We start from the raw sequence: 22,649 nt of genomic DNA, 5'->3' as shown, positions 1-22,649 counted from the left end.
AGGTGCCCACCTTGGTTGGCACGCTTTTTGGCGGCGCCCAGGTCGAGCACGCTCGGCTCTACGTTCCTGCGCGGAACGGCCCATGCCCTTGCAGCTCCTGCTGGTAACGCCGCACGTCACGCCGCTCTTGGCGACACCACTCCTGCAGCGCCTCGGCGAAATCCGCATCGGCCATCCAGTGCCGGCTGCGCACCAGCGTCGGCAGGAAGCCCCGCGCCAGCTTGTGCTCGCCCTGTGCGCCCGGCTCGAAGCGGGTCAACCCTTCGCGCAGGCAGTATTCGATGCCCTGGTAGTAGCAGGCCTCGAAGTGCAGGCCGGGCAGGGTGGCGCCGCCCCAGTAACGGCCGTACAGCGTGTCTCCACCCCGCAGGCATAGCGCACCGGCAATCGGCTCGCCGTCCTGTTCGGCCAGGAACAGCACCAGCCCCTGACCCAATGAAATGGCCAGATGACGCAGGAAGGTCTCGGTCAGCGCCGGGGCATTGCCGTACTCGAGGAAGGTCTGCAGGTAGAAGCGGTACATCGCCTGCAGGTCGGCGCGGCTGGCCTCGTCGCCATGCACCACGCGGAAGGTGATGCCTTGGCGGGTGACCTTGGCGCGTTCCTGGCGGATGTTCTTGCGATGCTTGTGGTCCATCGCACCGAGGAACTGGTCGAACGTCGCCCAGTCACCCGGGTTCTGCCACTGGAACTGCACATCTTCGCGCAGCAGCCAGTCATCGCCGAACAGCGCCTCGTCCACCGCGGTGTGGAAGTTGATATGGGCCGACGACACGCCCAGTGCCGGCAACGCATCACGCAATGCCGTCAATAACGCGGCGCGCTCCGGATCGTGACGGGCCAGCAGCCGCGGGCCGGTAACCGGCGAGTACGGCACCGCGCCCAGCCACTTGGGGTAGTAGTCGCGGCCGTGGCGGGCATAGGCGTTGGCCCAGGCGTGGTCGAACACGAACTCGCCGTGCGAGTTGGTCTTCAGGTAACCCGGAATGGCGCCGACCAGAGTGTCGCCCTCCCACAGTGTGAAGTGCCGGGGCTGCCAGCCCCAGTCCTCGCGCAGGCAACCGTGCTGTTCAAGGCCTGAGAGGAAGGCGTGGCTGACGAACGGGTTCTGCCCGTCGTGCAGGGCATCCCAGTCGGTAGCGGGAATGGACTGCAGGGAGTCGAGGAAGCGGGGGGAGGGCATGGAGGAAGGATAGGGTAGATGAAACAGAAAGGCCGACGCATGGGCGTCGGCCTTTTGCATGAGTCGAGCGTGGCTCGACTCTACAGAAGCAGGTTCGCCTCTCAGCTGGCCTTGCCCTGTGCGTCCAGGTAGCGCTCGGCGTCCAGTGCGGCCATGCAGCCGAAGCCGGCCGAGGTGATCGCCTGGCGGTAGTGCTGGTCGGCCACGTCACCGGCGGCAAACACGCCCTCCACGGAGGTCTGAGTAGCGTTGCCACCCAGGCCCGAACGGATTTCCAGATAGCCGTTGTTCATCGCCAGCTGGCCGTCGAACAGCTGGGTGTTCGGGTGGTGGCCGATGGCCACGAAGAAGCCGTGGGCGTCGATGTCGCGGGTGGTGCCGTCCAGAGTGGACTTCACGCGCACGCCGGTCACGCCGGCCTCGTTGCCCAGCACTTCCTCCACCTGGTGGTGCCAGACGGTCTCGATCTTGCCGGCGGCCACCTTGGCGAACAGCTTGTCCTGCATGATCTTCTCCGCCTTCAGGGTGTCGCGGCGGTGGACCAGGTACACCTTGCGGGCGATGTTGGACAGGTACAGCGCCTCTTCCACGGCGGTGTTGCCGCCGCCGACCACGACCACGTCCTGGTCGCGGTAGAAGAAGCCGTCGCAGGTGGCACAGGCGGAGACGCCGCGTCCCTTGAACTCGTCTTCTGTCGGGATGCCCAGGTACTTGGCGGTGGCGCCGGTAGCGATGATCAGGGCGTCGCAGGTGTACTCGTGGCTGTCGCCGATCAGCTTGAACGGGCGCTGCGACACATCGGCGGTGTGGATGTGGTCGAAGATGACTTCGGTCTCGAAGCGCTCGGCGTGAGCCTGCATGCGCGCCATCAAGTCCGGGCCCATCAGGCCATGGGCGTCGCCCGGCCAGTTGTCCACCTCGGTGGTGGTCATCAGCTGGCCACCCTGCTGCAGGCCGGTGATGACGACCGGCTTCAGGTTGGCGCGGGCGGCGTAGACGGCGGCGGTCCAGCCGGCCGGGCCGGAACCGAGGATGACGAGGCGCTGGTGACGGGAGGGCAGGCTGGTGCTCATGTAAACTCGCGAAAAGGTAGATGGGACAAGGCGCTGGCGATATTTGCGCAGCATCCGTGGCTGGTCATAGAGTGGCGGCTGGGGCAGGGCGATTCAAGCCGATGAACAGAACGCCGTCATCCAGCGGTGGTTCTGGCGGTCAAATGCCCTGTCCAATGTCGCATAACTGAAAACTGACGCCGTCTCATTTATTATCAATCACTAACAGCGCATTCCAAAGGTATGGTCTAAGGTGGCGAAGCAGGTCCCCGAACGCTCCAAGTCCGACGACAGCAAGGCGTCACGTCGCACGGCCGCGGCGGCGACGACCGACAATCCACGCCGCCAGCGTCTCTGGCGCGACCTTGGCCTGATCGCCATCGCGCCGGCGCTGCTGTACCTGGCGGCCAGTCTTTTCACGTATTCAGCCACTGATCCGGGCTGGTCGCATACCGGCAGCGTGGTCGCGCCGGTACACAACCTCGGCGGCCGCGCCGGTGCATGGATCGCCGACGTGCTGCTGCAGCTGTTCGGCTACATCGCGTTCCTGCTGCCGGTGGTGCTGGGCGCGCTGGCGTGGATCGCCATGTTCGGGCTCAAGCGCGAGAGCAAGGGCGAGAACGACCTGGATCCGGCACTGCGCCTGGTCGGGCTGGTCGGCTTCCTGATTGCCGGCACCGGCTTCCTGCACGTGCGCCTGTTCAGTGGCGACGTGGCCCATGCCGGCGGCATCCTCGGCAAGCTGGTCGGCAACTCGCTCACGGTGGGCTTCGGCGCGCTGGGTGCGAACCTGTTCGTGCTGGTGCTGCTGCTGGCCTCGATCACCCTGGCCACCGGGTTGTCCTGGTTCGTGGTGATGGAGAAGATCGGCCGCGGCGTGATGTCGCTGGCGCCGTTGCTGGAGCGCAAGAAGGAAGAAGTCACCGAGTGGAAGCAGACCCGGGTGATGCGCGAGGAGCGCCAGGAAGTGCGCAAGGCCGATGCCGAGGTGCGCGCCAAGCGCGAGCCGGTGAAGATCGAACCGCGCCCCGAGCCGGTCATCGAGAAGAGCGATCGCGCCAAGCGTGACACGCAGATCCCGATGTTCCGTGGCGTCAACGGGGATGGCTCGGACCTGCCGCCGCTCGCGCTGCTGGATGACCCCAAGCCGCAGCCGGTGGGTTACGACAAGGAAACCCTGGACGCGCTGTCGCGGCAGATCGAGTTCAAGCTGAAGGACTTCCGCATCGATGCCCAGGTGGTCGGCGCCAACCCCGGCCCGGTCATCACCCGCTTCGAGATCGAACCGGCACCGGGCATCAAGGTCAGCCAGATCAGTTCGCTGGACAAGGACATCGCGCGGGGCCTGTCGGTGAAATCGGTGCGCGTGGTTGACGTGATTCCGGGCAAGTCGGTGATCGGCCTGGAAATTCCGAACGTCACCCGCGAGATGATCTACCTCTCCGAGTTGCTGCGTTCGAAGGAGTACGACAAGTCGGCCAGCGTGCTGACCCTGGCGCTGGGCAAGGACATCGCCGGCCGCTCGACCGTGGCCGACCTGGCGCGCATGCCGCACCTGCTGGTGGCCGGTACCACCGGTTCGGGCAAGTCGGTGGCAGTCAATGCGATGGTGCTGAGCCTGCTGTTCAAGGCCTCGCCGAAAGACCTGCGGATGCTGATGATCGACCCGAAGATGCTCGAACTGAGCGTCTACCAGGGCATCCCGCACCTGCTGGCGCCGGTGGTGACCGACATGAAGGAGGCCGCCAACGGCCTGCGCTGGTGCGTGGCCGAGATGGAGCGCCGCTACAAGCTGATGAGCGCGGTGGGCGTGCGCAACCTGGCCGGCTTCAACAAGAAGGTGAAGGAAGCCCAGGACGCCGGCCAGCCGCTGATGGACCCGCTGTTCAAGCCGAACCCGGAGCTGGGTGAGGCACCGCGACCGTTGGAGACGCTGCCGTTCGTCGTCATCTTCATCGACGAATTCGCCGACATGATGATGATCGTCGGCAAGAAGGTGGAAGAGCTGATCGCGCGCCTGGCACAGAAGGCGCGTGCGGCCGGCATCCACCTGATCCTGGCCACCCAGCGCCCGTCGGTGGACGTGATCACCGGCCTGATCAAGGCCAACATCCCGACCCGTATCGCGTTCCAGGTCAGTTCCAAGATCGACTCGCGCACCATCCTCGACCAGTCCGGCGCGGAAACCCTGCTCGGCCACGGCGACATGCTGTACCTGCCGCCGGGTACCGCCATGCCCGAGCGCGTGCATGGCGCCTTCGTCTCCGACGAGGAAGTGCATCGCGTGGTCGAACACCTCAAGGCGATGGGCCCGGCCGACTATGTCGATGGCGTGCTGGACGAAGTGCAGACGATGGGTGACGGCGTGGTCGTCGGCGCCACCGGCCTGCCCGAGAACAGTTCTTCCGGTGACGAGTCCGACCCGTTGTATGACGAGGCGCTGCGCGTGGTCACCGAGACCCGTCGAGCATCGATTTCCGGTGTGCAGCGCCGTTTGAAGATCGGCTACAACCGTGCAGCGCGGCTGATCGAGGCCATGGAAGCGGCCGGCGTGGTCAGTTCGCCCGAGCACAATGGCGACCGCACGGTGCTGGCACCGCCGCCGCCGAAGTAAGACCCGACGTATCCCCACGACGTCCAAGGAACCGACGCATGCTTCAACCCGTACCAAGCGCGCTGGCACTGGCGCTGGCAGCCCTGATGGCTGCCGGCCCGGCACTGGCAGACACCGCCACCTCCGCGCCCGCCACGGCGCCGCCTTCCACCAGCGGCGATACCGAAGCCAGCAATAATTTCAGCATCGTCCGTTACCGCGCCGACTACCAGGTGCGGCCTGATGCGGGCAATGTGCAGACCGAAACCTACGAAGTCCTGCTCAAGACCAAGGCCTCCGTCGAGCAGTTCAGCCAGGTTCGGCTGAGCTACAGCGAGAAGATGGAGACGCTGGAAGTACTTGGCGCCTACACCATCACTGCCGACGGCCAGCGCCGCGACGTACCGGCCGACCGCATTTACACCCAGGAGAGCTATTCCAGCGCCTCGGCGGCGATGTATGCCGACCGTAAGGTACGGGTGATCGTGTTCCCGAACCTGGCCCCCGGTACGCGGTTGTACTACCAGGTGCGCCGTACCCAGGCCACCCCATACTTCCCGGGCTACTTCGGCCTGTGGGAGACCTTCAACGTCTTCACCGAGTACGAGGACGCTGAGGTCACCCTGAGTGCGCCGGCCAACCTGCCGATGTTCGTCGACAGCCGTGGTGTGCAGGGCAGTGATCGCCCGACGGTGAAGAATGGCCAGGCGCAGTGGCGCTGGCGCTACCAGCGGCGCGAGGCCATGCCAGCGCAGAACTGGTCAGCGGCAGGCTGGGAGTTCGGCCCGAATATCATGGCCAGCACCTATCGTGACTGGTCGCAGATGGGCCGTGCCTACCAGCTCAAGGCTGGCCCGGCCGCGCAGGTCACCCCGGAACTGCAGGCGCTGGCCGACCAGATCACCACCGGCATCAGCGACCGCCGCGAGCAGGCCGACGCGCTGTACCGCTGGGTCGCGCAGAACATCCGCTATGTGGCGGTGTACCTGGGCAATGGCGGCCTGGAGCCGAACAGCGCGCAGAGCGTCCTCGACAACCACTATGGTGACTGCAAGGACCATGTGACGATCCTGGAGGCGCTGCTGGCGGCCAAGGGTATCGCCAGTTCGCCGGTGCTGATCGGTGCCGGCGGTGGCCCGACCCTGCCGAAGATCCCGGTACTGGGCCGCTTCAATCACGCCATCACCTACATCCCCGAGTTCGACCTGTACCTGGATTCGACCACCGCCTGGGCGCGCTTCGGGCAGTTGCCGGAAGGTGACCTGGGCGCACCGGTGATGCGCACCCGCGATGCGAGCCTGGCGCGCACCCCGGCCAACACGCCGCAGCGCAATGCCACTTCGATGGAAGTGCGCTTCACCTTCGACGCCAATGGCAACCTGCGCGGCGAGACCATTCCGAAGCTGGGCGAGAACGCCGAAATCGGCATGCGTGCCCAGTTCTCCCAGCTCAACGCGCAGAACCGCGCGCGCGCCGAGGAGCAGATCATGGCCGCGTCCGGTTTCGACGGGCGAGGGCAGCTGCAGATCCAGGGCGTGCCGGTCGACCTGACCCGGCCGTTCGGCTACCGCATGGCCTTCCAGGCTGAGGACTACGCCGACTTCAGCGTGGCCGGCGGCATGGCCGTGCCGGACCCGCCGGGTGGTGAATCGGTGCGCGGCCTGTACGCCACCGCCTCGGCACCGGCCAATGAGACGCCGTTCTACTGCAATGCCAGCCTGCGCGAGGAAACCTATCGCCTGCAGTTCCCGGCCAATGCGCCGATCATCGCCATCCCGGCCAGCCAGCGCTTCACCAACGCCGCCGGTGAGTACCGGGTGGACTGGAGCCGCGAAGGCCAGGACGTGATCGTGCACCACCGCCTGCAGCAGAATGCGGTGCGTGGCCCGGAGGCGTTGTGCCAACCGCAGGACTACCCGGCGTTCCGCGCGCTGTATCGAGAAGTGCGGCGTGGCTTCCGTGGTCAGGTGCTGTACGGCAAGCTGCCGGGCTCCGGCGGCTGAATCGCCGATGGACGTTCAGGGCGGCATAATGTCGCCCTGATCGCCCATTCATCTTTGCCCGGGCACACTGGCAACCACCTTTCCTGGCGCCCGCGCCTACAGGATCCTCGCATGAACTTCCGCCTCCGCCGTTTCCTTGCCACCACCACCTTGGCCGTGGCCTGCGCCGCTGCCGGCAGCGCCTGGGCTGGCGCCCGCGATGACCTGAAGACCTTCACCAGCGGCCTGAAGGGCCTGGACGGGCAGTTCAGTCAGCAGGTGTTCGACAGCCGCGGCAAGGTGAAGGAGTCGACCAGCGGCCGCGTGGCTCTTTCGGCGCCGCGCCTGTTCCGCTGGGAGTACGTGCGCCCGCACGAACAGTTGATCGTGGCCGACGGCAAGAAGGTCTGGATGTACGAGCCGGACCTGGAGCAGGCCACCGTACGCGAGCAGGGCAAGGAAGAGCAGAACAGCCCGCTGACCGCGCTGATCAACCCGGCGCTGCTGGAACAGCAGTACGACCTCAGCGAAGAAGCCGCACAGCGTGATGGCCTGCAGTGGCTGTCGCTGTCGCCGAAGCGCGATACCGAAGCCAGCTTCCAGTATGCCGCGCTGGGCTTCAACGCCCAGGGCCTGGCCAAGATGGAAATCACTGATGCCGTCGGCCAGCGCACCGTGATCAGCTTCAGCGGCTGGAAGCGCAACCCGGGCTTTGCTGCCGGCACCTTCAGCTTCACCCCGCCGAAGGGCACTGACGTCATCGGTAATTGATGGGGCACGCCGGGCATGGCCCGGCGCTACCTGCTCTGGCGGGTGTCAATCGACACCGCCTCGGAAGGTGTCAACCGGCACCGCCTTGGTGGGTGTCAACCTTGGTTGACACGTATTTGATCTGCCGGCCAGCGGCCGGCACTACCGATCCTGCGGCCTGATCCGTTACCGATCACGGCCTGGCGCTGGTGGGTGCCAACCTTGGTTGGCACGCTCTCGCGGTACAATGGCCGTGTGGCAAGACATCGTTCAACTTCCTTCCCCGGCCCCGATCTGCTGAGCGTTGATCGGGAACATATGCGCCCGCTCGCCGAGCGCATGCGCCCGCGCACCCTCGACGAGATGGTCGGGCAGAAGCGCCTGCTGGCGCCGGACAGCGCGCTGCGTCGCGCGGTCGAATCCGGTCGCGTGCATTCGATGATCCTGTGGGGGCCGCCGGGCTGCGGCAAGACCACGCTGGCGCTGTTGCTGGCCGAGTATTCCGACGCCGAGTTCCGCGCCATCTCCGCCGTGCTGTCCGGCCTGCCGGAAGTGCGCCAGGTGCTGGCCGAGGCCGCGCAGCGTTTCGCTGAAGGGCGGCGTACCGTGCTGTTCGTGGACGAAGTGCACCGCTTCAACAAGGCGCAGCAGGATGCGTTCCTGCCGCACATCGAGCGCGGCACCATCCTGTTCGTCGGTGCCACCACCGAGAATCCGTCGTTCGAGCTGAACTCGGCGCTGCTGTCGCGTTGCCGCGTGCACGTGCTGGAAGGCGTTTCGCCCACCGACATCGTCGAGGCGCTGGAACGTGCGCTGGGTGACCGCGAGCGCGGCTTGGGCGAGGAGGGCATCGAGGTCGCTCCCGAACTACTGCTGGAAATCGCCACCGCCGCCGATGGTGACGTGCGTCGTGCGCTGACCCTGCTGGAGATCGCCGCCGAGCTGGCGGGCGGGGAGGGCGGTCGCATCACCCCGCAGACCCTGACCCAAGTGCTGGCCGATCGCACCCGTCGCTTCGACAAGGGCGGCGAGCAGTTCTACGACCAGATCTCGGCACTGCACAAGTCGGTACGTAGCTCCAATCCTGATGCCGCACTGTACTGGCTGACCCGCATGCTCGATGGCGGCTGCGATCCGTCCTACCTGGCGCGCCGCCTGACCCGCATGGCCATCGAGGATATCGGCCTGGCGGATCCGCGCGCGCAGAGCATGGCGCTGGAAGCCTGGGACATCTACGAGCGGCTGGGTAGCCCGGAAGGCGAGCTCGCCTTTGCTCAGCTGGTGCTGTACCTGGCCAGTACCGCCAAGTCGAATGCCGGCTATGCGGCCTTCAACCAGGCCAAGGCCGATGTGCGCGAGAGTGGCACCGAAGAAGTGCCGCTGCACCTGCGCAATGCGCCGACCAAGCTGATGAAGGAGCTGGGCTACGGCGCCGAGTACCAGTACGACCACGACGCCGAAGGCGGCATCGCACTGGACCAGACCGGCTTCCCGGATGCGATGGGCGAGCGCGTGTATTACAACCCGGTGCCGCGCGGCCTGGAAATCAAGCTGAAGGAAAAGCTGGATCGGCTGCGCGCCGAGCGCGAGGCGGCGCGGGTCGTGAAGGGCCGCTGAGCCGGCTCGACGCCACATTGTTCTGCGCGTCTGCATTTGGCACACTGCGCGGCTACTTTTTCAAGGATTGATGCCGTGCAGGAAATGATTCTGCCGTTGAAGCGTTACGCCCAGTTCGATGGTCGTGCCAACCGTCGCGAGTACTGGATGTTCCAGCTGTTCCTGTTGATCGTCTCCGCCGTGCTGATGGTGCCGCTCATCGCCGGGTTGGTGATGCAGTCCGATGGCTTGGGCATCGCGTCGATCATCCTGTTCGTCGTGTTCTGGCTGGCTACCTTCCTGCCGGTCATCGCTGTCACCGTGCGCCGCCTGCATGACTGCAACCAGTCGGGCTGGATGTACCTGCTGGCCTTCATTCCGTTCGGTGGCCTGGTGATCTTCGTGTTCGCACTGCTGCCGGGTACGCCGCAGGAGAACGCATATGGTCCGGTGCCCACGGGGCCCTGACCTTGCGTGAGTCGAGCATGGCTCGACTCTACAGAGGCAAAGAAAAGAAGCCGGCGTTTCGCCGGCTTCGTCGTTACTTCAGGGTGCAATCGCCGAACGACAGATAGTCCGAGCCGGAGCTGAACTGCAGCGTGCAGCTGGCGGTGAAGGTGGTGCCTTCTTCCAGCGCGCTGAGCTTGGCGGCCTGCTGCGCATCGTCGGTGGTCAGCCGGGCCAGGACATTGCCCTGGTCATCGCCGGCCTCGATCAGCGGCTCGCCCTGCAGGTTGCTGGAAACACCCAGCGCGACGGCGGTGAAGGTCACCGTCTGGTTGAGTTGTTCCATGCTCAGCGTCGAATAGCCGGCCTCTTCATAGGCCTGGTAGAGCGTCGGCAGATCCTGCGCGGCATGGGCGGCCAGCGGTGCGAGCAGGCCGAGGGAAAGTGCGATCAGGGTGGTGTGCTTCAAGAGAGTCTCACGATCATGGGATCCAATCCCATGGCGGTCATGGCGCGGATGAACGCGACCGGATCGGCGGCAGACTGCCCGCCCTCCATGGCTGCGCTGTAAGCGGGGCGATCCAATGCCCCGGTGGCCGGCAAAATAGGGGAAATGCCGTGCCCAGCGCAACCGGGTCGTCGCGCGCGTGATACACAGCGTGACGTTCGATCGATGTGATAATCATTCGCGTTTAAGGTAGACTGCGGTCCCTTGTGAACCGGCGGCCCTGGGCCGCTTCTGCCGCCGCTGATGAAGCATTTCGTCCTGCCTTCGCGCCGTGGTCCGCTGGCCCGCGGCCTGGCCGCCTTGATGATGGGTCTGCTCCTGGCCACCCCGTACGCCCACGCCCAGCAGCGCAATCCGCTGCAGAAGATCGGCCACACCGTGCTCGACGAGCCGGCGGCCAGCTATCGCTTCGAGCATTTCGTGGTGGACAGCCCCGACCAGCAACGCCGCTGGCGGGTGAATGTGGCGATCCCGGCCAAGGCCGGCAAGGCGCCGCTGCCGGTGTTGTACGCGCTGGATGGCAATGCGGTGGCGATGGTGCTGGACCAGCCGCTGCTGGCCGAGCTGGCGGCACGCAAGGCGCCGCCGGTACTGGTGCTGATCGGTTACGACAACGACCTGCGCATCGATTCCAAGGCGCGCACCCGCGACTACACCGCATGGATCGACCGTGCAGACGATGAGAGCGGCAGCACGCAGGCAGTCGGCGGTGGTGCCGCCGCTTTCCTCGACGTAATCGAACGCCGCATCAAGCCCGAAGTCGAGCGTCGTGCACGCATCGACGCGCAGCAGCAAGCGTTGTGGGGGCACTCGCTGGGCGGGTTGTTCGTGCTCAATGCGCTGTACACGCGTCCGGCGGCGTTCCAGTCCTATCTGGCGGCCAGTCCGTCGCTGTGGTGGAGCCAGGGTGCGGCGCTGGGTGATCCGGAACAGCAGTTCGTGCAGAACGCGCATGGGCAGCCGGCGAAGCTGTGGCTGATGCTGGGTGGCGCCGAGCGCGTCGGTGATCGCGGCAAGCGCGACATGAACAACCCACGCGTGGTCGCGCACCTGCGTCGTATCGGTGGGGCCACCCCGGATGCTGCCATGCAGCTGTCCGAGCGCTTGGGCAAGCTGCCGGGCATGCGCGTGCAGTACCGCGAGTTCCCCGGCCTCGGCCATGGCCCGATGCTGCCCGCGTCGTTCCACGCTGCGCTGCATGAGCTGTACGGCGTGACCGACCGCAGCGCCGGTGACGGCGCGCCCAATGGTGGTGACAACGCCGCCGAATGAATCCCTTCGCATGCCAAGGCATGCGACCCCACTACCCAGGCGAGGCTGCCGATGTGCAGCGGCCCAGGCAACCGATGAATCCCGCGTCACGTGGCGCGGCCTACGTGTGCAAGGAGCCTTCCATGTCGTTCCGTCCGTCTTTCCGTCTCACTTCTCTCGCCGCTGGCCTGTTGCTGGCCGTGACCGCCACCGCACAGCCGGTGTTCGATCAGCCGGCCAACGCCACCTTCAAGGGCGAGGTCGTCTCTCGCGGTGAGAACGTGGTTCCCGGCAGCACTGCCGACGTGGTCGGTCGCGGTTTCGTGCCGGGCCAGAAAGTCAGCCTGCTGCGTGGCGACAGCGTGCTCAACACGCAGCCGCTGGTGGTCGATGCCGATGGCAACTTCAAGACCCAGCTGAGCATTCCGGCCGATGCCGTGCCGGGTACCCACCCGGTGGTGGTGCGCGCCAGCCAGCCGGCTGCAGCCACCGTGCTGAAGCTGCGCGTCTCGCCGCAGCTGCCGCTGTCCGGCCAGGCGCAGTTCGCCACCCAGTCCAACAAGCTGGTGCCGGGCCTGTACCAGTCCGCCTACAGCGCCGCCAGCAACGCGGTGTTTGTGACCTCGGCCGTGGGCCGCCCGCCGGTGACCCAGTCGCAGCTGTTGAAGCTGGACCCGAAGTCGCTGAAGGTGACCAAGGCGATCACCCCGGCGCAGGTGCCGGGCAGCACCAATGGCGCGGTCTACGCGGTCTACGGTGTCGGCGTGGATGACACCAACGGCAATGTCTGGGTCACCAACACCCGCCAGAACTCCATCGCGGTCTACCGCCAGAAGGACCTGTCGCTGGTCCATCAGTTCCCGGTCGATGCCGTGCCGCATGCGCGCGACGTGGTGGTTGATGGCACCCACGGCAAGGTGTTTGCCTCGGCCACGGGTGAGGACCATCTGTCGGTGTTCGACGCCAAGACCCTCAAGGAACTGCCGGCGGTGACGCTGGAGTCCGGCGTGGACGACGGCAAGTTCACCCCGATGAGCCTTGTGCTGGACGAGAAGGGCGGCAAGCTGTTCACCGTCAGCATCGGCACCCCGGAAGCGGCGGTGATCGACGTGGCCAGCGGCAAGGTCGAGAAGGTCATTGACCTGGGCAATTCGATCAGCGCCTCGGGCGTGGCCTTCGACGCAGCGCGCAACCGCCTGTACGTGGCCTCGCAGGGCACCGACAACCTGCTGATCGTCGATGTGGCCGCCGGCAAGGTGCTGCATGACGTGCCGGTCGGCGCCGGTGCGCTGAACGTCGCCTTTGATGATGCCTCCGGCCTGGCCTACGTCAGCAACCGTGGCGCTGGCACGGTCACCGTGGTGAACGGTGACGGCAAGGTGGTCGCCAACCTCGACGGCGGCACGTTGCCGAACCACGTCCGTGCCGATGGCAAGGGCAACGTGTTCGCGGTGAACAAGTCGCGCGGTGCCGAAGACCCGAAGGGTGACCGCATCACCCGCATCACCCCGAAGCAGTAAGTCACACAGCGGGGCGGCGTGCACGTCGCCCCGCCAGCAAGGAGAACGAGCATGAACATCGCGTCCCGTCTGCGCCTGTGTGCGCTTCCGTTGGCTGTCTCGCTGGCACTGGCTGCCTGTGGCGGTTCATCGACGCCCTCGGACACCGGCAAGCCGGTTGAGCCCGCCGCCGCCGCAACCGCGGCTGGCGAAGTTGCGTTGCCTGCAGGCTGGCAGCGCGTGGCCGGCACCGATATGCCGGCCGTGCGCGACCAGAAGGCAGTGCTGCCGGCCAAGGTGCATTCCGATGACGGCGCCGACGTCGAGGTGGCCGATACCAGCCGCATCATCGCCGGTGGTGACGACGTGATCGCGGTGATCGAGGCGCTGGGACTGGACAAGCAGGTGTTCGCCGCGCCGACCAATACCACCACCCAGGCTGGCCTGGCTGCCCCGCACCAGTTCCTGTTCAACCGCACCACTGGCGTGGAGGGCGTGCTGAGCCTGCAGGGCTCGCTGTTCCTCGGCAACAGCCTGCGCCGCCACACCGAGCTGGCGAAGAAACTGCGTGAGGTGGGCGAACCGGCGGTGGTCATCGATGACCTGCAGCCGGCACCGGACAAGGTGCGCAAGGTCGCCGCCGCACTAGGGCTGGCCGAAGCAGGGCAGGCACTTGCCACGCAGGTGCAGCGCCAGCTCGATGAGGCTGCAGCGATTGGCAAGGGCCTGGGCCATGCGCCACGACTGATCCACGTGTCGGCCACCGGCGCCGGTGGCTCACCCACCGTTGCGGGTGCCGACAGTGCGTCTGCGCAGCTGATCGCACTGGCTGGTGGTGTCAACATCGGCACCGAGGCGGGTGTGAAGAACTACTCGCAGCTCAGCAATGAGGGCGTAGTCGCTGCCGCACCGGAGGTGATCCTGGTGACCGAGCATGACCTGCAGCTGTTCGGCGGTGCCGAGGGCCTGTGGAAGGCGTACCCGACGCTGAAGCAGACCCCGGCCGGGCAGGCCAATCGGGTCTGGGTGATGCCGGATGTGCAGCTGAAGTACACCAGTGTCGGATCAGGTGCTGGTGCGCTGGCGCTGGCCAAGGCCCTGGCGGCGTTGCCGAAGGCATGAGTCCGGCGGATCGGCGCCGCCGTCGCGGGCGGACGATGTTGCTGGTGGCGTTGCTGGCACTGCTGGGGGCAGTGCTGGCCTCGTTCGCCGTGGGCCCGCTGCGGCTGCCGCCGTTGGAGGTGATGCAGGCGTTGGCGGTGAAGCTGGGTCTGCTTGATCCACAGGCGGTCAGCAGCCGCGACCTCGCTGTGGTCTGGCAGCTGCGTATTCCGCGTGCCCTGTTGGGCGCGATGGTCGGTGCGTCGCTGGCAATGGCCGGTGCCAGCCTGCAGGGCCTGTTCGGCAATCCGTTGGCCGATCCCGGCATTGTCGGTGTCAGCCAAGGCGCCGCATTGGGTGCAGTTGCCGCCATCGTGCTGGGTGCTGCGGGCGCGGCCGGTTGGCTGGTGCCGGTGGCCGCGTTCGCTGGCGGCGCACTGGCAATCGGTCTGACCTACGCATTGGCTCGGCCCGGCAAGGGCACGGGCAACGCCACGCTGCTGCTGGTCGGTATCGCGATGGCCGCGTTCTGCTCGGCGTTGATCGGTTTCCTCACATATATCGCCAGCGAAAGCGAGCTGCAGTCGCTGGTGTTCTGGCAGATGGGCTCGCTGGCGCGCGCCAACTGGGCCGATGTGGCGGCCGTGGTGCCGTTGTTCGCCATCGGTGTGTTCGCACTGCAGCGATTGGCTACGCCGCTGGACATGCTGGCGCTGGGCGAACGCCAGGCACAGCACCTCGGGCTGGATGTCACCCGCACGCGTCGCCGCCTGGTGGCGTTCAGTGCGCTGCTGGTGGGTGCGGCGGTGGCGTTTGCTGGTTCGATCAGTTTCGTTGGCCTGGTGGTGCCGCACGTGGCGCGCCTGCTGGTCGGCCCTGGCCATCGCTGGTTGCTGCCGTTGTCAGGCCTGCTGGGCGCACTGCTGATCGTGGTGGCCGACACCGCCGCGCGCACATTGGATCCGCCGGCGGAGATTCCGCTGGGCCTGTTTTCGGCCGCACTGGGCGCACCGTTCTTCCTGTGGCTGGTGCTGCAGCAGCGCCGCAAGGCCGCACCATGAGCGTGTTGTTGAAGCTGCACGAGGTGGTGGTCCGCCGCCAGCAGCGCGAGATCCTGCACGGCATCTCGCTCGCGTTCGAGCCGGGGACGGTGACCGCGCTGGTCGGCCCGAACGGCGCGGGCAAGTCCACGTTGCTGGCTGTGGCGGCAGGTGACCTGCGTGCCGACGCTGGCGAAGTAAGCCTGCTCGGCAAGCCGTTGGCCGGTTACAAGGCCGGGCCACTGGCGCGCGAGCGTGCGGTGATGCCCCAGGAGCACGGCGTGCGCTTCGCCTTCAGCGTGGAAGAAGTGGTGGCGATGGGGCGGCTGCCGCATCCGCCGGATCCAGCTGTGGACGACGCCCAGGTGGAAGCGGCAATCGATGCCGCTGAACTGCAGGCGCTGCGCCTGCGCGAGGTGCAGCAGCTGTCGGGCGGTGAATCGGCACGGACCACGTTCGCGCGCGTGCTGGCGCAGGACACGCCGCTGCTGCTGCTGGATGAGCCAACCGCAGCGCTGGATCTGCGTCACCAGGAACGCACGCTGCGCAGTGTCCGCGCCTGTGCCGAAGCCGGTGCGTGCGTGATCGTGGTGCTGCACGACCTCAATCTGGCCGCGGGCTATGCCGACCGCATCGTGCTGCTGGAGCAGGGCAGGGTGGCGGCCGATGGCACGCCGTTGCAGGTGCTCACCGAAGACAACCTGCAGCGTGTCTACCAGCAGGATGTGGTGGTGCTGGAGCACCCAAGGCGTGGGGTGCCGCTGGTGGTGGTGACCTGAGCATCAACGTGCTCTGCCTGGCGACGTATGATGTGCAGTTCGTTCTCTTCAATGGACTGATGCAATGATCCGTGCTGTTTCACATGGCGTGCTGCTCTCGGCAATGGTCGCCTCCGTATGCGCCGCCAGCACCGCGTCCGCATCCTCGGTCTCCCTGATCAAGGCCGCCGAGCAGGCCTCGCTGATCGAGAGCCGGTATTCCGCCGGCGGGAGTGCTCCGGTGGTTCCGGTGACGACCCGCTATTTCGCCAGTGATGAAGTGCTCATCAGCTGGGATGACCAGCAGGTGCTGATGCTATGCAGGGAGGCGGTGTACCTGCAGATTCCTGCCGGCAAGGCAGGTGACGTTGCGCTGGCCGCTGAACAGCGGCAGATGATTGCCTATCAGGCAATGATGTCCGGCCTGGGTTCGCTTGCGGCCGTGGCCGAAGCGGCGGGGGATGCGGTGGTGGTGGCGGACGACGGCAGCGAGACCCGTCGCGCGGGTGAGAGCAGCTGGGCCTACGGGGTGGAACGCCATGACATCACCACCCAGCGCATGGCCGATGGCGCGCTGCGGATCCGGGCACGCAAGACCGAGACCGTGAACAAGGCCAAGCCTGCGGAGCCGGACGACATGTTCAGTACCGAAGACGACCAGGCGGCGCGACTGTCGGAGCTGGCGCCGGTCGGCAGCTGGACCGAGGTGGTGGTCCATGGCGGCCCGCGCCAGGCGCAGGTGGATCCGGCGATGTCGTTGAAGGGATGGATCTCGATGGGGGACGACCAGGCTGCAACCGTGGCTGAGGCGCGCAAGCTGCATGAGTGCAAGTGAGCTGAGCTGGGGTCAGAGCCCTTTGCCCGTGGCAAAGGGATCCGACCCCGAGACCCGTCGGCCTCATTGTTCTATTAATGTGCGCAATATTCACTTGCGCGCCAGATTGGCAGGTCTAGAATGCGCCCCATGAACCGGATGCCGCTCCTGAAGTTTTTCACCCTGACCCGCGCAAGCGCGGAACGGGCGTGTCTGCCTGGAGCCCCGCGAGGCCGTTGAGACGGCCATCGCAGGACCTTCGACAGAGCGCCCTCCGGGGCGCTCTTTTCGTTTTCGCAGTTCCATTTCCGCAACCCGCTGTACCGCAAGGAGAACGTGCCATGCACCAGATCGCCGAGACCGAACGCTAGCCGCGCACCCTGTCGCCAACCGGGGTGCGCGGCCCCCGAAGTTGGCTTTGCAGGAACCTTTCTCATGAACACCCAAGTCCTTTCCCGCCGTCGCAACCTCGGCATCATTGCCCACATCGACGCCGGCAAGACCACGCTGACCGAACGCCTGCTGTGGAAAAGCGGCGAGATCCATCGCGTCGGCGAAGTGCACGACGGCAATGCGACCACCGATTTCTCGGCGATCGAGCGCGAACGTGGCATCACCATCGGCGCCGCCGCCGTGCAGGCGCAGTGGGCGCCGCGCGACCTGCCGCCGCATCGGCTGACCCTGATCGACACTCCCGGCCACATCGACTTCGCCATTGAAGTTGAGCGTTCGCTGCGCGTGCTCGACGGAGCCGTGGCTGTGTTTTCGGCCGTGGATGGCGTGCAGCCGCAGTCGGAAACCGTGTGGCGCCAGGCGCGTCGCCATCGCGTGCCGTTGATCGCGTTCGTCAACAAGATGGACCGCGTCGGCGCTTCGTTCGAGCGCGTGCTGGAGCAGCTGCAGGACAAGCTGAGGGCGCGGCCGTGGGCGCTGGGCGTGCCGCTGGGCAGCGAAAGCGACTTCAACGGCTGGGTCGACCTGGTCGATGAGCGCGTGCTGCACTGGCAGGATGGTGCCGTAACCACGGTGACCCCGTGGGACGACGCGGCGCGCACCCTGTGGCAGCCGCAGCGTGACGCACTGGTCGAGGCCGTGGCCGACCACGACGAACTGCTGGCTGATGCCTGGCTGGAGGGCCGCGCGATCGATGCGGAACTGCTGCGGGCGGCGATCCGACGGGCGACGCTGGCCGGTGCAGGCGTGCCGGTGCTGGCCGGTGCCGCGTTCAAGGACAAGGGTATCGAGACGCTGCTGGATGCGGTGGTCGATTACCTGCCGTCGCCGCTGGATCGCCCTGCCGTGACCGCCGAAAGCGAAGGTGGTGACGTGGTGTTGCCGCCGGATCCGGACGGTCCGCTGGCCGGCCTGTTGTTCAAGATCACCCACCAGCAGCACGGCGCGCTGAGCTTCGTGCGGCTGTACTCGGGCACCTTGAAGGTCGGTGATGCCGTGGCCAGTTCGCAGCATCCGCAGGGGCGGCGTGTCAGCCGCCTGGTGCGGGTGCAGGCCGACCAGACCCATGACATCGAGCAGGCCGTGGCCGGTGACATCGTCGCGGTACTGGGCTGGAAGGATGCTGTCAGCGGTGAAACGCTGAGCGGGCGTGCGCAGCCGCTGCGCCTGGAGAACATCCAGGCACAGGCGCCGGTGCTGGCGTGGCGGTTGGAGCCGGCGCGCGCGGCCGACCTGATCCGGATGGCGCAGGGTCTGGCCAGCCTGGCCCAGGAAGATCCGTCGTTCCGCGTCGAGACCGATCGCGACACGGCGGAGACCCTGGTCTGGGGCATGGGCGAGTTGCACCTGGAGGTGATGGTCGAGCGTCTGCGCAGCGAATGGAAGGTCGACGTAGGCGTAGGTGCGCCGCGTGTGGCCTACCAGGAGACGCCGATGCGTGCGATGGCCGGGGTTGTGGGCCGGCTGGTCAAGCAGACCGGTGGCCAGGGCCAGTTCGCGCACGTGGTGCTGGATGTGTCGCCGCGCGAGGACGGCCAGGTGGTGTTCAACGACCGCATCGTCGGTGGCGTGGTGCCGCGCAGCTTCATCAACGCCGTGGAGAAGGGCGTGCGTGCGGCGCTGTCGGAAGGCCCGCAGGGCCATCCAGTGGTGGGTATCGAGGTCAGTCTTGTCGATGGCCAGACCCACGCCAAGGACTCTTCGGAAATGGCGTTCCATCGCGCCGGTGCCGAGGCGATCAAGGCGGCGCTGGTGGAGGGCGGTACGCAGCTGCTGGAGCCGGTGATGGCGGTGACGGTGCATTCGCCGTCGGCGTCGGTGGGTGATGTGGTGGGCGACCTCAACCGTCGCCATGGCCGTATTGCCCGCATCGAAGACCAGGAAGGTCGCGCCGAAGTCAGCGGCTTTGCGCCGCTGGCGCAGCTGGTGGGCTACACCACTGCACTGCGTTCGCTCAGCCAGGGTCGGGCGAGCAGCGAGGCGCACCTGCACGGCTACGAGCCGGTACGCGCTGCGTAAGGAAAGGCGAGGGGAGCCCGTGAGCGGGCTCCCCTTTTTTGTAGGCGTTGGTGGGGTTCCGTATCCACGCATTGCGCTTCGTTACTGCGAAGCGGCGCGAATGATGAATCCGCATCGACACGCGAATATTCGCACTGCATTGCAACAAAACTGCAGAAAAAGCTGGATTAAAGTGATGCCTCACGATAAATTGCGCACCCCCCGTTGCTCGCCGCCGCCCGCACCCCTCTCATGCGTGATGACAAAGACCCCGGAACCCTTGAGCTGACCCTGCCGCGCAAACGCGGCCGTCCGCCCAAGTTCGGGTACGCAATGAGCGACGCACAGCGGGCCGCGCGCTACCGGGCGCGCCGGGCCGGGCAGGCCAACCACGCCGATGTGCGCGCCTGCAGCGACATGGTGTTGCTGGACAAGATCCGCGCTGCGGTCAGCGCCCGCGATACCGAGCTGGCCGGCTTTCTGGTCCACGTTCTCTGGCAACGCTACCCCCTGCAGCTGAAATAGGTCGTCGGTGGGGTGGCCGTTGTCATCGAGCTTGTTGATAATGCGGGATTCAGGTTGTTCCCGCTGGCGCGCCCGGGATGGCAGGCGCGCATGATCGAACGGTTCCCAAGATGACCACCACCAGCGACACCACCACCGAAGCGGCGCCGACCGGCACCCCCCTGTTCTACACCCGTCCGGTGCCGCTGCAGGCCGATGTGCACGCCGACCTGCGCATCCTGCCGGGCAGGCTCGAGTTTGCCGCTGGCAACAACGCCATTCCGCTGGTGCTCGGCGAGTTCTCGCTGGCGCTGCACCACTTCCCGATCCTGTTCGCCGGTCCGACCGCGGTGCCGATGGCGGCCGTCGGCGTGTCGGAAGAGAACCTGTTCATCAAGGACGGACTGTGGGAAGACGAGGCCTATATCCCGGCCTACCTGCGTCGCCATCCCTTCATCTTCATCGACACCGGCGCGGACAACGATTTCCTGCTGGGCATCGATGAAGAGAACCCGCGCGTGGTCAAGGGTGGTGACGAAGGCCAGCCGCTGTTCGTCGATGGCAAGGCCACCGAGATGGTGCAGCAGGCGCTGGAGTTCTGCGGCCAGTTCACCCGCGAGCACGAACAGACCCAGGCCTTCTCCAAGGCGCTGATCGACAACGGCCTGCTGGTTGAACGCAACGCCACCGTGCGTACTCCGGATGGCCGCGAGTTCAACCTCAACGGCTTCCAGGTCGTGGATGTCGAGAAGTTCGTCGCACTGCCGGAAGCCACTGTGGTCGAGTGGCACCGCAGCGGCTGGCTGGCGCTGATCCACCAGCACCTGATGTCGCTGGGTCGCTTCAACGACCTGACCCGTCGCCAGGTCGAGCGCCTGGCGGCCTGATCATGCCGATGGTGCGGCTTCCGCTTTGCGGGAGCCGTGCCACTGCTGCAATCCCTGCAGCAGTCGCCGCGCCTCGACCCAGTCAGGCGCGGCCCTATGCCCCAGCTCCCACAGTTCGGCCGCGATATCGGCTTGTGTCGTTGCGCCGCAGATCTGCAGCGTACCCTGCAGGCGGTGGGCGTGGTGGCGCAGTGCATCCGGAGCGGCGCCGGTAACGGTGCGCTCGATGGCAGCCAGTTCCGTGCTGATGTCGGCCGCATAGGCGGAGTCAATGCATGCCGTGCTGGAGGGTGCAACGTGGCCCCGTAGCGCTGGCAACGCCAGCACCTGCAGCAGCTTGGCGATCTGCAGCGGCTTGGCCAGCACCGCGTCGAATCCCGCCTCGCGACAGCGCGCCGCATGGCGGCGGCCCGTACGTGCCGACAATGCGATCAACCGCAAGGGCGTGTGCGCCCGCGCACGCAGCCGGCGGGCCAGCGCATAGCCATCCATGTCGTGAAGCCCGATGTCGAGCAGCACCGTGCTGCGCGGTCGACGCGCCTGCTCTTCCAGTGCGTTGCTGGCATCGGCAAGCGCCTGCACATCCGCCCCCAAACGCTGCAGCTGGGCGGCCATGAGGCGGCGGTTGAGCTCATGGTCTTCGACCAGCAACAGATCCAGGCCAGCAAGCGGCTGCTCATGAGCGGCCACCGTCGCAGTCGGCGGGTGGGACCGGGCGATCCGCACCGGCAGGCGCAGGGTGAATCGGCTGCCGCGTCCGTGGACGCTGTGAACAGTCAGGTCGCCGCCCATCGAGCGGGCCAGTTCGCGCGCGATCACCAGCCCCAGTCCGCTGCCGCCGCGCCGCAGCCCGTCCTCACCCTGCCGGAAGGGTTGGAACAGGGATGTCGCCTGCGCAGCAGAGATGCCAATGCCGCTGTCGATCACATCCAGCAGCAGCTCATGCGGGCGCGGTGGTGGCCGCAGCTGCACGCGCAGATCGATGCCGCCGACGTCGGTGAACTTCAGCGCATTGCCGAGCAGGTTGTCGACGATCTGGCGCAGCGCATCGGGATCCAGCAGGACCAGCGGCGCCGGCGCTGCAGTGCAGTCCAGCCTGAGCTCCAGGCCCTTCCTGCGTGCGAGCACGCGGATCGCATCCAGCGAATGGTTGCAGAGCAGTGCGACATCGCAGGCTTGTACCTGCGGCATGAAGCCACCACTGGCGAGGCGCGAAAAATCCAGCGAGCGGTCCAGCAGTCCGCGCAGGGAGCGTCCTGCGGCAGCCATCGCCGCGAGTAGTTCGCGGCGGCCCTCTGGCGAATGGGCCTGGTGCAGCGGGGTGATCGAACCCAACAGCGTCTGCGCGGCATTGCGCACCTCATGGCTGATCATGCCGATCGCGCGTGCACGGTCGCGCTCGCTGCGGCTGAAGCGACGGCGCAGCGGATGCCAGAGAAGTGGAAGCCCGGCCAGCGCGGCGATCAATGCCAGCAACCAGGCCGGTGGTGGTGACCGCATCCAGCCCAGTGCCCGCTCCACCGATGCGGGCAGCATCTGCTGCGCCCAGAGATGCAGCAGGCCAGCGTGCTCTTCCAGCGTGATGTCGCGCAGGCCCCGGTCGATGCGTTCAAGCAAGTGCCTGTCCTCCCGACGGGCGAGCAGATGCAGGTCGGTGGAGAAATCGCTGCTGATCGGTTGCAGCAGCAGGTCACCACTGAAATAGCGGCGGGTCATTGGTCGCAGCGTCGTCTCCAAGCCGATCGCGGCATCGGCGGTACCGGCAACGACCGCCGCGAGTGCCGCGTGACGATCCGGAAGCTGCAGTAGATGGATCCGTGGATGATGTGTACCCAACCACCCAGCGTAGGGCCCACCCTCAACCACCGCCAGGATCTTTCCCTCCAGATCAGGCAAGCCGCGTGGCAGCCAACGGCCGGGTTGCCCGGCGAGGACCGTCCGGCCACCGCGAAACGGGGCGGAGGCAACCAGCTCTGGACAGGGGAGTTGCGGGTGTCCGGAGCCGCCCATCACCAGTACCAGGTCGGCGTCGCGGCCTCAGACGGCGGCCACCGATGCGGCGGTGGTGGGATAGGGCAGGTCCAGGAAACGCAGTTGTGCATGCCGCGCTACCAGGCCTGCATAGCCGTGGGCGAGCGTGGGAAATGGCGCTGTCTCTGCAAGTGCAGCGGGTATCGGACGCATGGATGGGGCCGTGGCAACCCGTACCTCGCTTCCTGGCCCCCAGCGTTGG

The 22,649-nt window shown here is 66.7% G+C and carries 17 protein-coding genes and 1 pseudogene; 14 read left to right on the top strand and 4 right to left on the bottom strand.

The features are described 5' to 3' along the window. Nucleotides 1–58: 58 nt before the first annotated feature. Both AC0Z6F_RS09125 and trxB read right to left on the bottom strand, forming a co-directional pair. On the bottom strand, nt 59–1,183 hold the full coding sequence (locus tag AC0Z6F_RS09125) for a GNAT family N-acetyltransferase (protein ID WP_485617110.1): 1,125 nt from the start codon (nt 1,181–1,183) through the stop codon (nt 59–61). A 101-nt stretch (nt 1,184–1,284) separates the two neighbouring features. Continuing rightward, on the bottom strand, nt 1,285–2,256 hold the full coding sequence (gene trxB / locus AC0Z6F_RS09120; RefSeq protein ID WP_032970167.1) for a thioredoxin-disulfide reductase: 972 nt from the start codon (nt 2,254–2,256) through the stop codon (nt 1,285–1,287). Nucleotides 2,257–2,488: 232 nt separating this feature from the next. Here trxB and AC0Z6F_RS09115 point away from each other — a divergent pair, with 232 nt between their 5' ends. The 5 genes from AC0Z6F_RS09115 (at nt 2,489) to AC0Z6F_RS09095 (ending at nt 9,624) form a co-directional block, all read left to right on the top strand. After that, nucleotides 2,489–4,849, top strand: coding sequence for a DNA translocase FtsK (locus AC0Z6F_RS09115; protein ID WP_153675576.1), 2,361 nt, complete (start codon nt 2,489–2,491; stop codon nt 4,847–4,849). 38 nt (nt 4,850–4,887) lie between these two features. After that, complete coding sequence (locus AC0Z6F_RS09110) at nt 4,888–6,831, top strand: DUF3857 domain-containing protein (protein WP_006366708.1); 1,944 nt, start codon at nt 4,888–4,890, stop codon at nt 6,829–6,831. Nucleotides 6,832–6,942: 111 nt separating this feature from the next. After that, entirely contained in the window at nt 6,943–7,581 is a 639-nt protein-coding gene (gene lolA / locus AC0Z6F_RS09105; protein ID WP_012511005.1) for an outer membrane lipoprotein periplasmic chaperone LolA, read from the top strand. 297 nt (nt 7,582–7,878) lie between these two features. Next, nucleotides 7,879–9,177, top strand: coding sequence for a replication-associated recombination protein A (locus tag AC0Z6F_RS09100; protein WP_485617109.1), 1,299 nt, complete (start codon nt 7,879–7,881; stop codon nt 9,175–9,177). A gap of 75 nt (nt 9,178–9,252) precedes the next feature. Further along, nucleotides 9,253–9,624: a DUF805 domain-containing protein gene (locus AC0Z6F_RS09095; RefSeq protein WP_041864515.1), complete on the top strand. Its 372-nt coding sequence runs from the start codon at nt 9,253–9,255 to the stop codon at nt 9,622–9,624. A gap of 73 nt (nt 9,625–9,697) precedes the next feature. On the opposite strand, the gene AC0Z6F_RS09090 is transcribed toward AC0Z6F_RS09095, so the two are convergent. Continuing rightward, on the bottom strand, nt 9,698–10,072 hold the full coding sequence (locus AC0Z6F_RS09090; RefSeq protein ID WP_012511008.1) for a hypothetical protein: 375 nt from the start codon (nt 10,070–10,072) through the stop codon (nt 9,698–9,700). 282 nt (nt 10,073–10,354) lie between these two features. Between AC0Z6F_RS09090 and AC0Z6F_RS09085 the strand changes: the two genes are divergently transcribed. The 9 genes from AC0Z6F_RS09085 (at nt 10,355) to AC0Z6F_RS09045 (ending at nt 20,416) form a co-directional block, all read left to right on the top strand. Further along, nucleotides 10,355–11,383: an alpha/beta hydrolase gene (locus tag AC0Z6F_RS09085; protein ID WP_012511009.1), complete on the top strand. Its 1,029-nt coding sequence runs from the start codon at nt 10,355–10,357 to the stop codon at nt 11,381–11,383. Between the two features lie 122 nt (nt 11,384–11,505). Beyond that, on the top strand, nt 11,506–12,882 hold the full coding sequence (locus AC0Z6F_RS09080; protein ID WP_065723255.1) for a YncE family protein: 1,377 nt from the start codon (nt 11,506–11,508) through the stop codon (nt 12,880–12,882). A 51-nt stretch (nt 12,883–12,933) separates the two neighbouring features. Continuing rightward, entirely contained in the window at nt 12,934–13,983 is a 1,050-nt protein-coding gene (locus tag AC0Z6F_RS09075) for a heme/hemin ABC transporter substrate-binding protein (RefSeq protein ID WP_485617108.1), read from the top strand. Then, the gene (locus AC0Z6F_RS09070; protein WP_014037165.1) at nt 13,980–15,023 is read left to right on the top strand and encodes a FecCD family ABC transporter permease; all 1,044 of its coding nucleotides are present in this window, start codon (nt 13,980–13,982) and stop codon (nt 15,021–15,023) included. The genes AC0Z6F_RS09075 and AC0Z6F_RS09070 overlap by 4 nt, the downstream gene beginning before the upstream one ends. Continuing rightward, the gene (locus AC0Z6F_RS09065; RefSeq protein WP_006366865.1) at nt 15,020–15,781 is read left to right on the top strand and encodes a heme ABC transporter ATP-binding protein; all 762 of its coding nucleotides are present in this window, start codon (nt 15,020–15,022) and stop codon (nt 15,779–15,781) included. Before AC0Z6F_RS09070 ends, AC0Z6F_RS09065 begins: the two co-directional genes overlap by 4 nt. Before the next feature lie 64 nt (nt 15,782–15,845). Beyond that, nucleotides 15,846–16,595: a hypothetical protein gene (locus AC0Z6F_RS09060; protein WP_448122926.1), complete on the top strand. Its 750-nt coding sequence runs from the start codon at nt 15,846–15,848 to the stop codon at nt 16,593–16,595. 414 nt (nt 16,596–17,009) lie between these two features. Then, nucleotides 17,010–19,046 (top strand): elongation factor G, encoded by a 2,037-nt coding sequence (fusA, locus tag AC0Z6F_RS09055; protein ID WP_100434613.1) that lies wholly within the window; start codon nt 17,010–17,012, stop codon nt 19,044–19,046. Between the two features lie 231 nt (nt 19,047–19,277). Continuing rightward, on the top strand, nt 19,278–19,550 hold the full coding sequence (locus tag AC0Z6F_RS09050; RefSeq protein ID WP_006366874.1) for a hypothetical protein: 273 nt from the start codon (nt 19,278–19,280) through the stop codon (nt 19,548–19,550). Nucleotides 19,551–19,660: 110 nt separating this feature from the next. After that, nucleotides 19,661–20,416, top strand: a complete 756-nt coding sequence (locus AC0Z6F_RS09045; protein ID WP_012511015.1) for a SapC family protein — start codon at nt 19,661–19,663, stop codon at nt 20,414–20,416. Here the strand turns inward: AC0Z6F_RS09045 and AC0Z6F_RS09040 are convergent. Beyond that, nucleotides 20,417–22,600, bottom strand: a pseudogene (locus tag AC0Z6F_RS09040) (ATP-binding protein). Nucleotides 22,601–22,649 lie beyond the last annotated feature (49 nt).

This window comes from Stenotrophomonas sp. 1L-E-5-B-C3, from assembly GCF_057292075.1.
Note: the sequence above shows the minus strand (reverse complement) of the source record. Positions and strands in the feature narration are given on the sequence as shown.

Coding starts and splice junctions, on each gene's coding strand:
- fusA (WP_100434613.1), top strand. CDS start 17,010: ATGAACACCCAAGTCCTTTCCCGCCGTCGCAACCTCGGCATCATTGCC.
- AC0Z6F_RS09065 (WP_006366865.1), top strand. CDS start 15,020: ATGAGCGTGTTGTTGAAGCTGCACGAGGTGGTGGTCCGCCGCCAGCAG.
- trxB (WP_032970167.1), bottom strand. CDS start 2,256: ATGAGCACCAGCCTGCCCTCCCGTCACCAGCGCCTCGTCATCCTCGGT.
- AC0Z6F_RS09050 (WP_006366874.1), top strand. CDS start 19,278: ATGCGTGATGACAAAGACCCCGGAACCCTTGAGCTGACCCTGCCGCGC.
- lolA (WP_012511005.1), top strand. CDS start 6,943: ATGAACTTCCGCCTCCGCCGTTTCCTTGCCACCACCACCTTGGCCGTG.
- AC0Z6F_RS09070 (WP_014037165.1), top strand. CDS start 13,980: ATGAGTCCGGCGGATCGGCGCCGCCGTCGCGGGCGGACGATGTTGCTG.
- AC0Z6F_RS09080 (WP_065723255.1), top strand. CDS start 11,506: ATGTCGTTCCGTCCGTCTTTCCGTCTCACTTCTCTCGCCGCTGGCCTG.
- AC0Z6F_RS09110 (WP_006366708.1), top strand. CDS start 4,888: ATGCTTCAACCCGTACCAAGCGCGCTGGCACTGGCGCTGGCAGCCCTG.
- AC0Z6F_RS09125 (WP_485617110.1), bottom strand. CDS start 1,183: ATGCCCTCCCCCCGCTTCCTCGACTCCCTGCAGTCCATTCCCGCTACC.
- AC0Z6F_RS09085 (WP_012511009.1), top strand. CDS start 10,355: ATGAAGCATTTCGTCCTGCCTTCGCGCCGTGGTCCGCTGGCCCGCGGC.
- AC0Z6F_RS09100 (WP_485617109.1), top strand. CDS start 7,879: ATGCGCCCGCTCGCCGAGCGCATGCGCCCGCGCACCCTCGACGAGATG.
- AC0Z6F_RS09045 (WP_012511015.1), top strand. CDS start 19,661: ATGACCACCACCAGCGACACCACCACCGAAGCGGCGCCGACCGGCACC.
- AC0Z6F_RS09075 (WP_485617108.1), top strand. CDS start 12,934: ATGAACATCGCGTCCCGTCTGCGCCTGTGTGCGCTTCCGTTGGCTGTC.
- AC0Z6F_RS09060 (WP_448122926.1), top strand. CDS start 15,846: ATGATCCGTGCTGTTTCACATGGCGTGCTGCTCTCGGCAATGGTCGCC.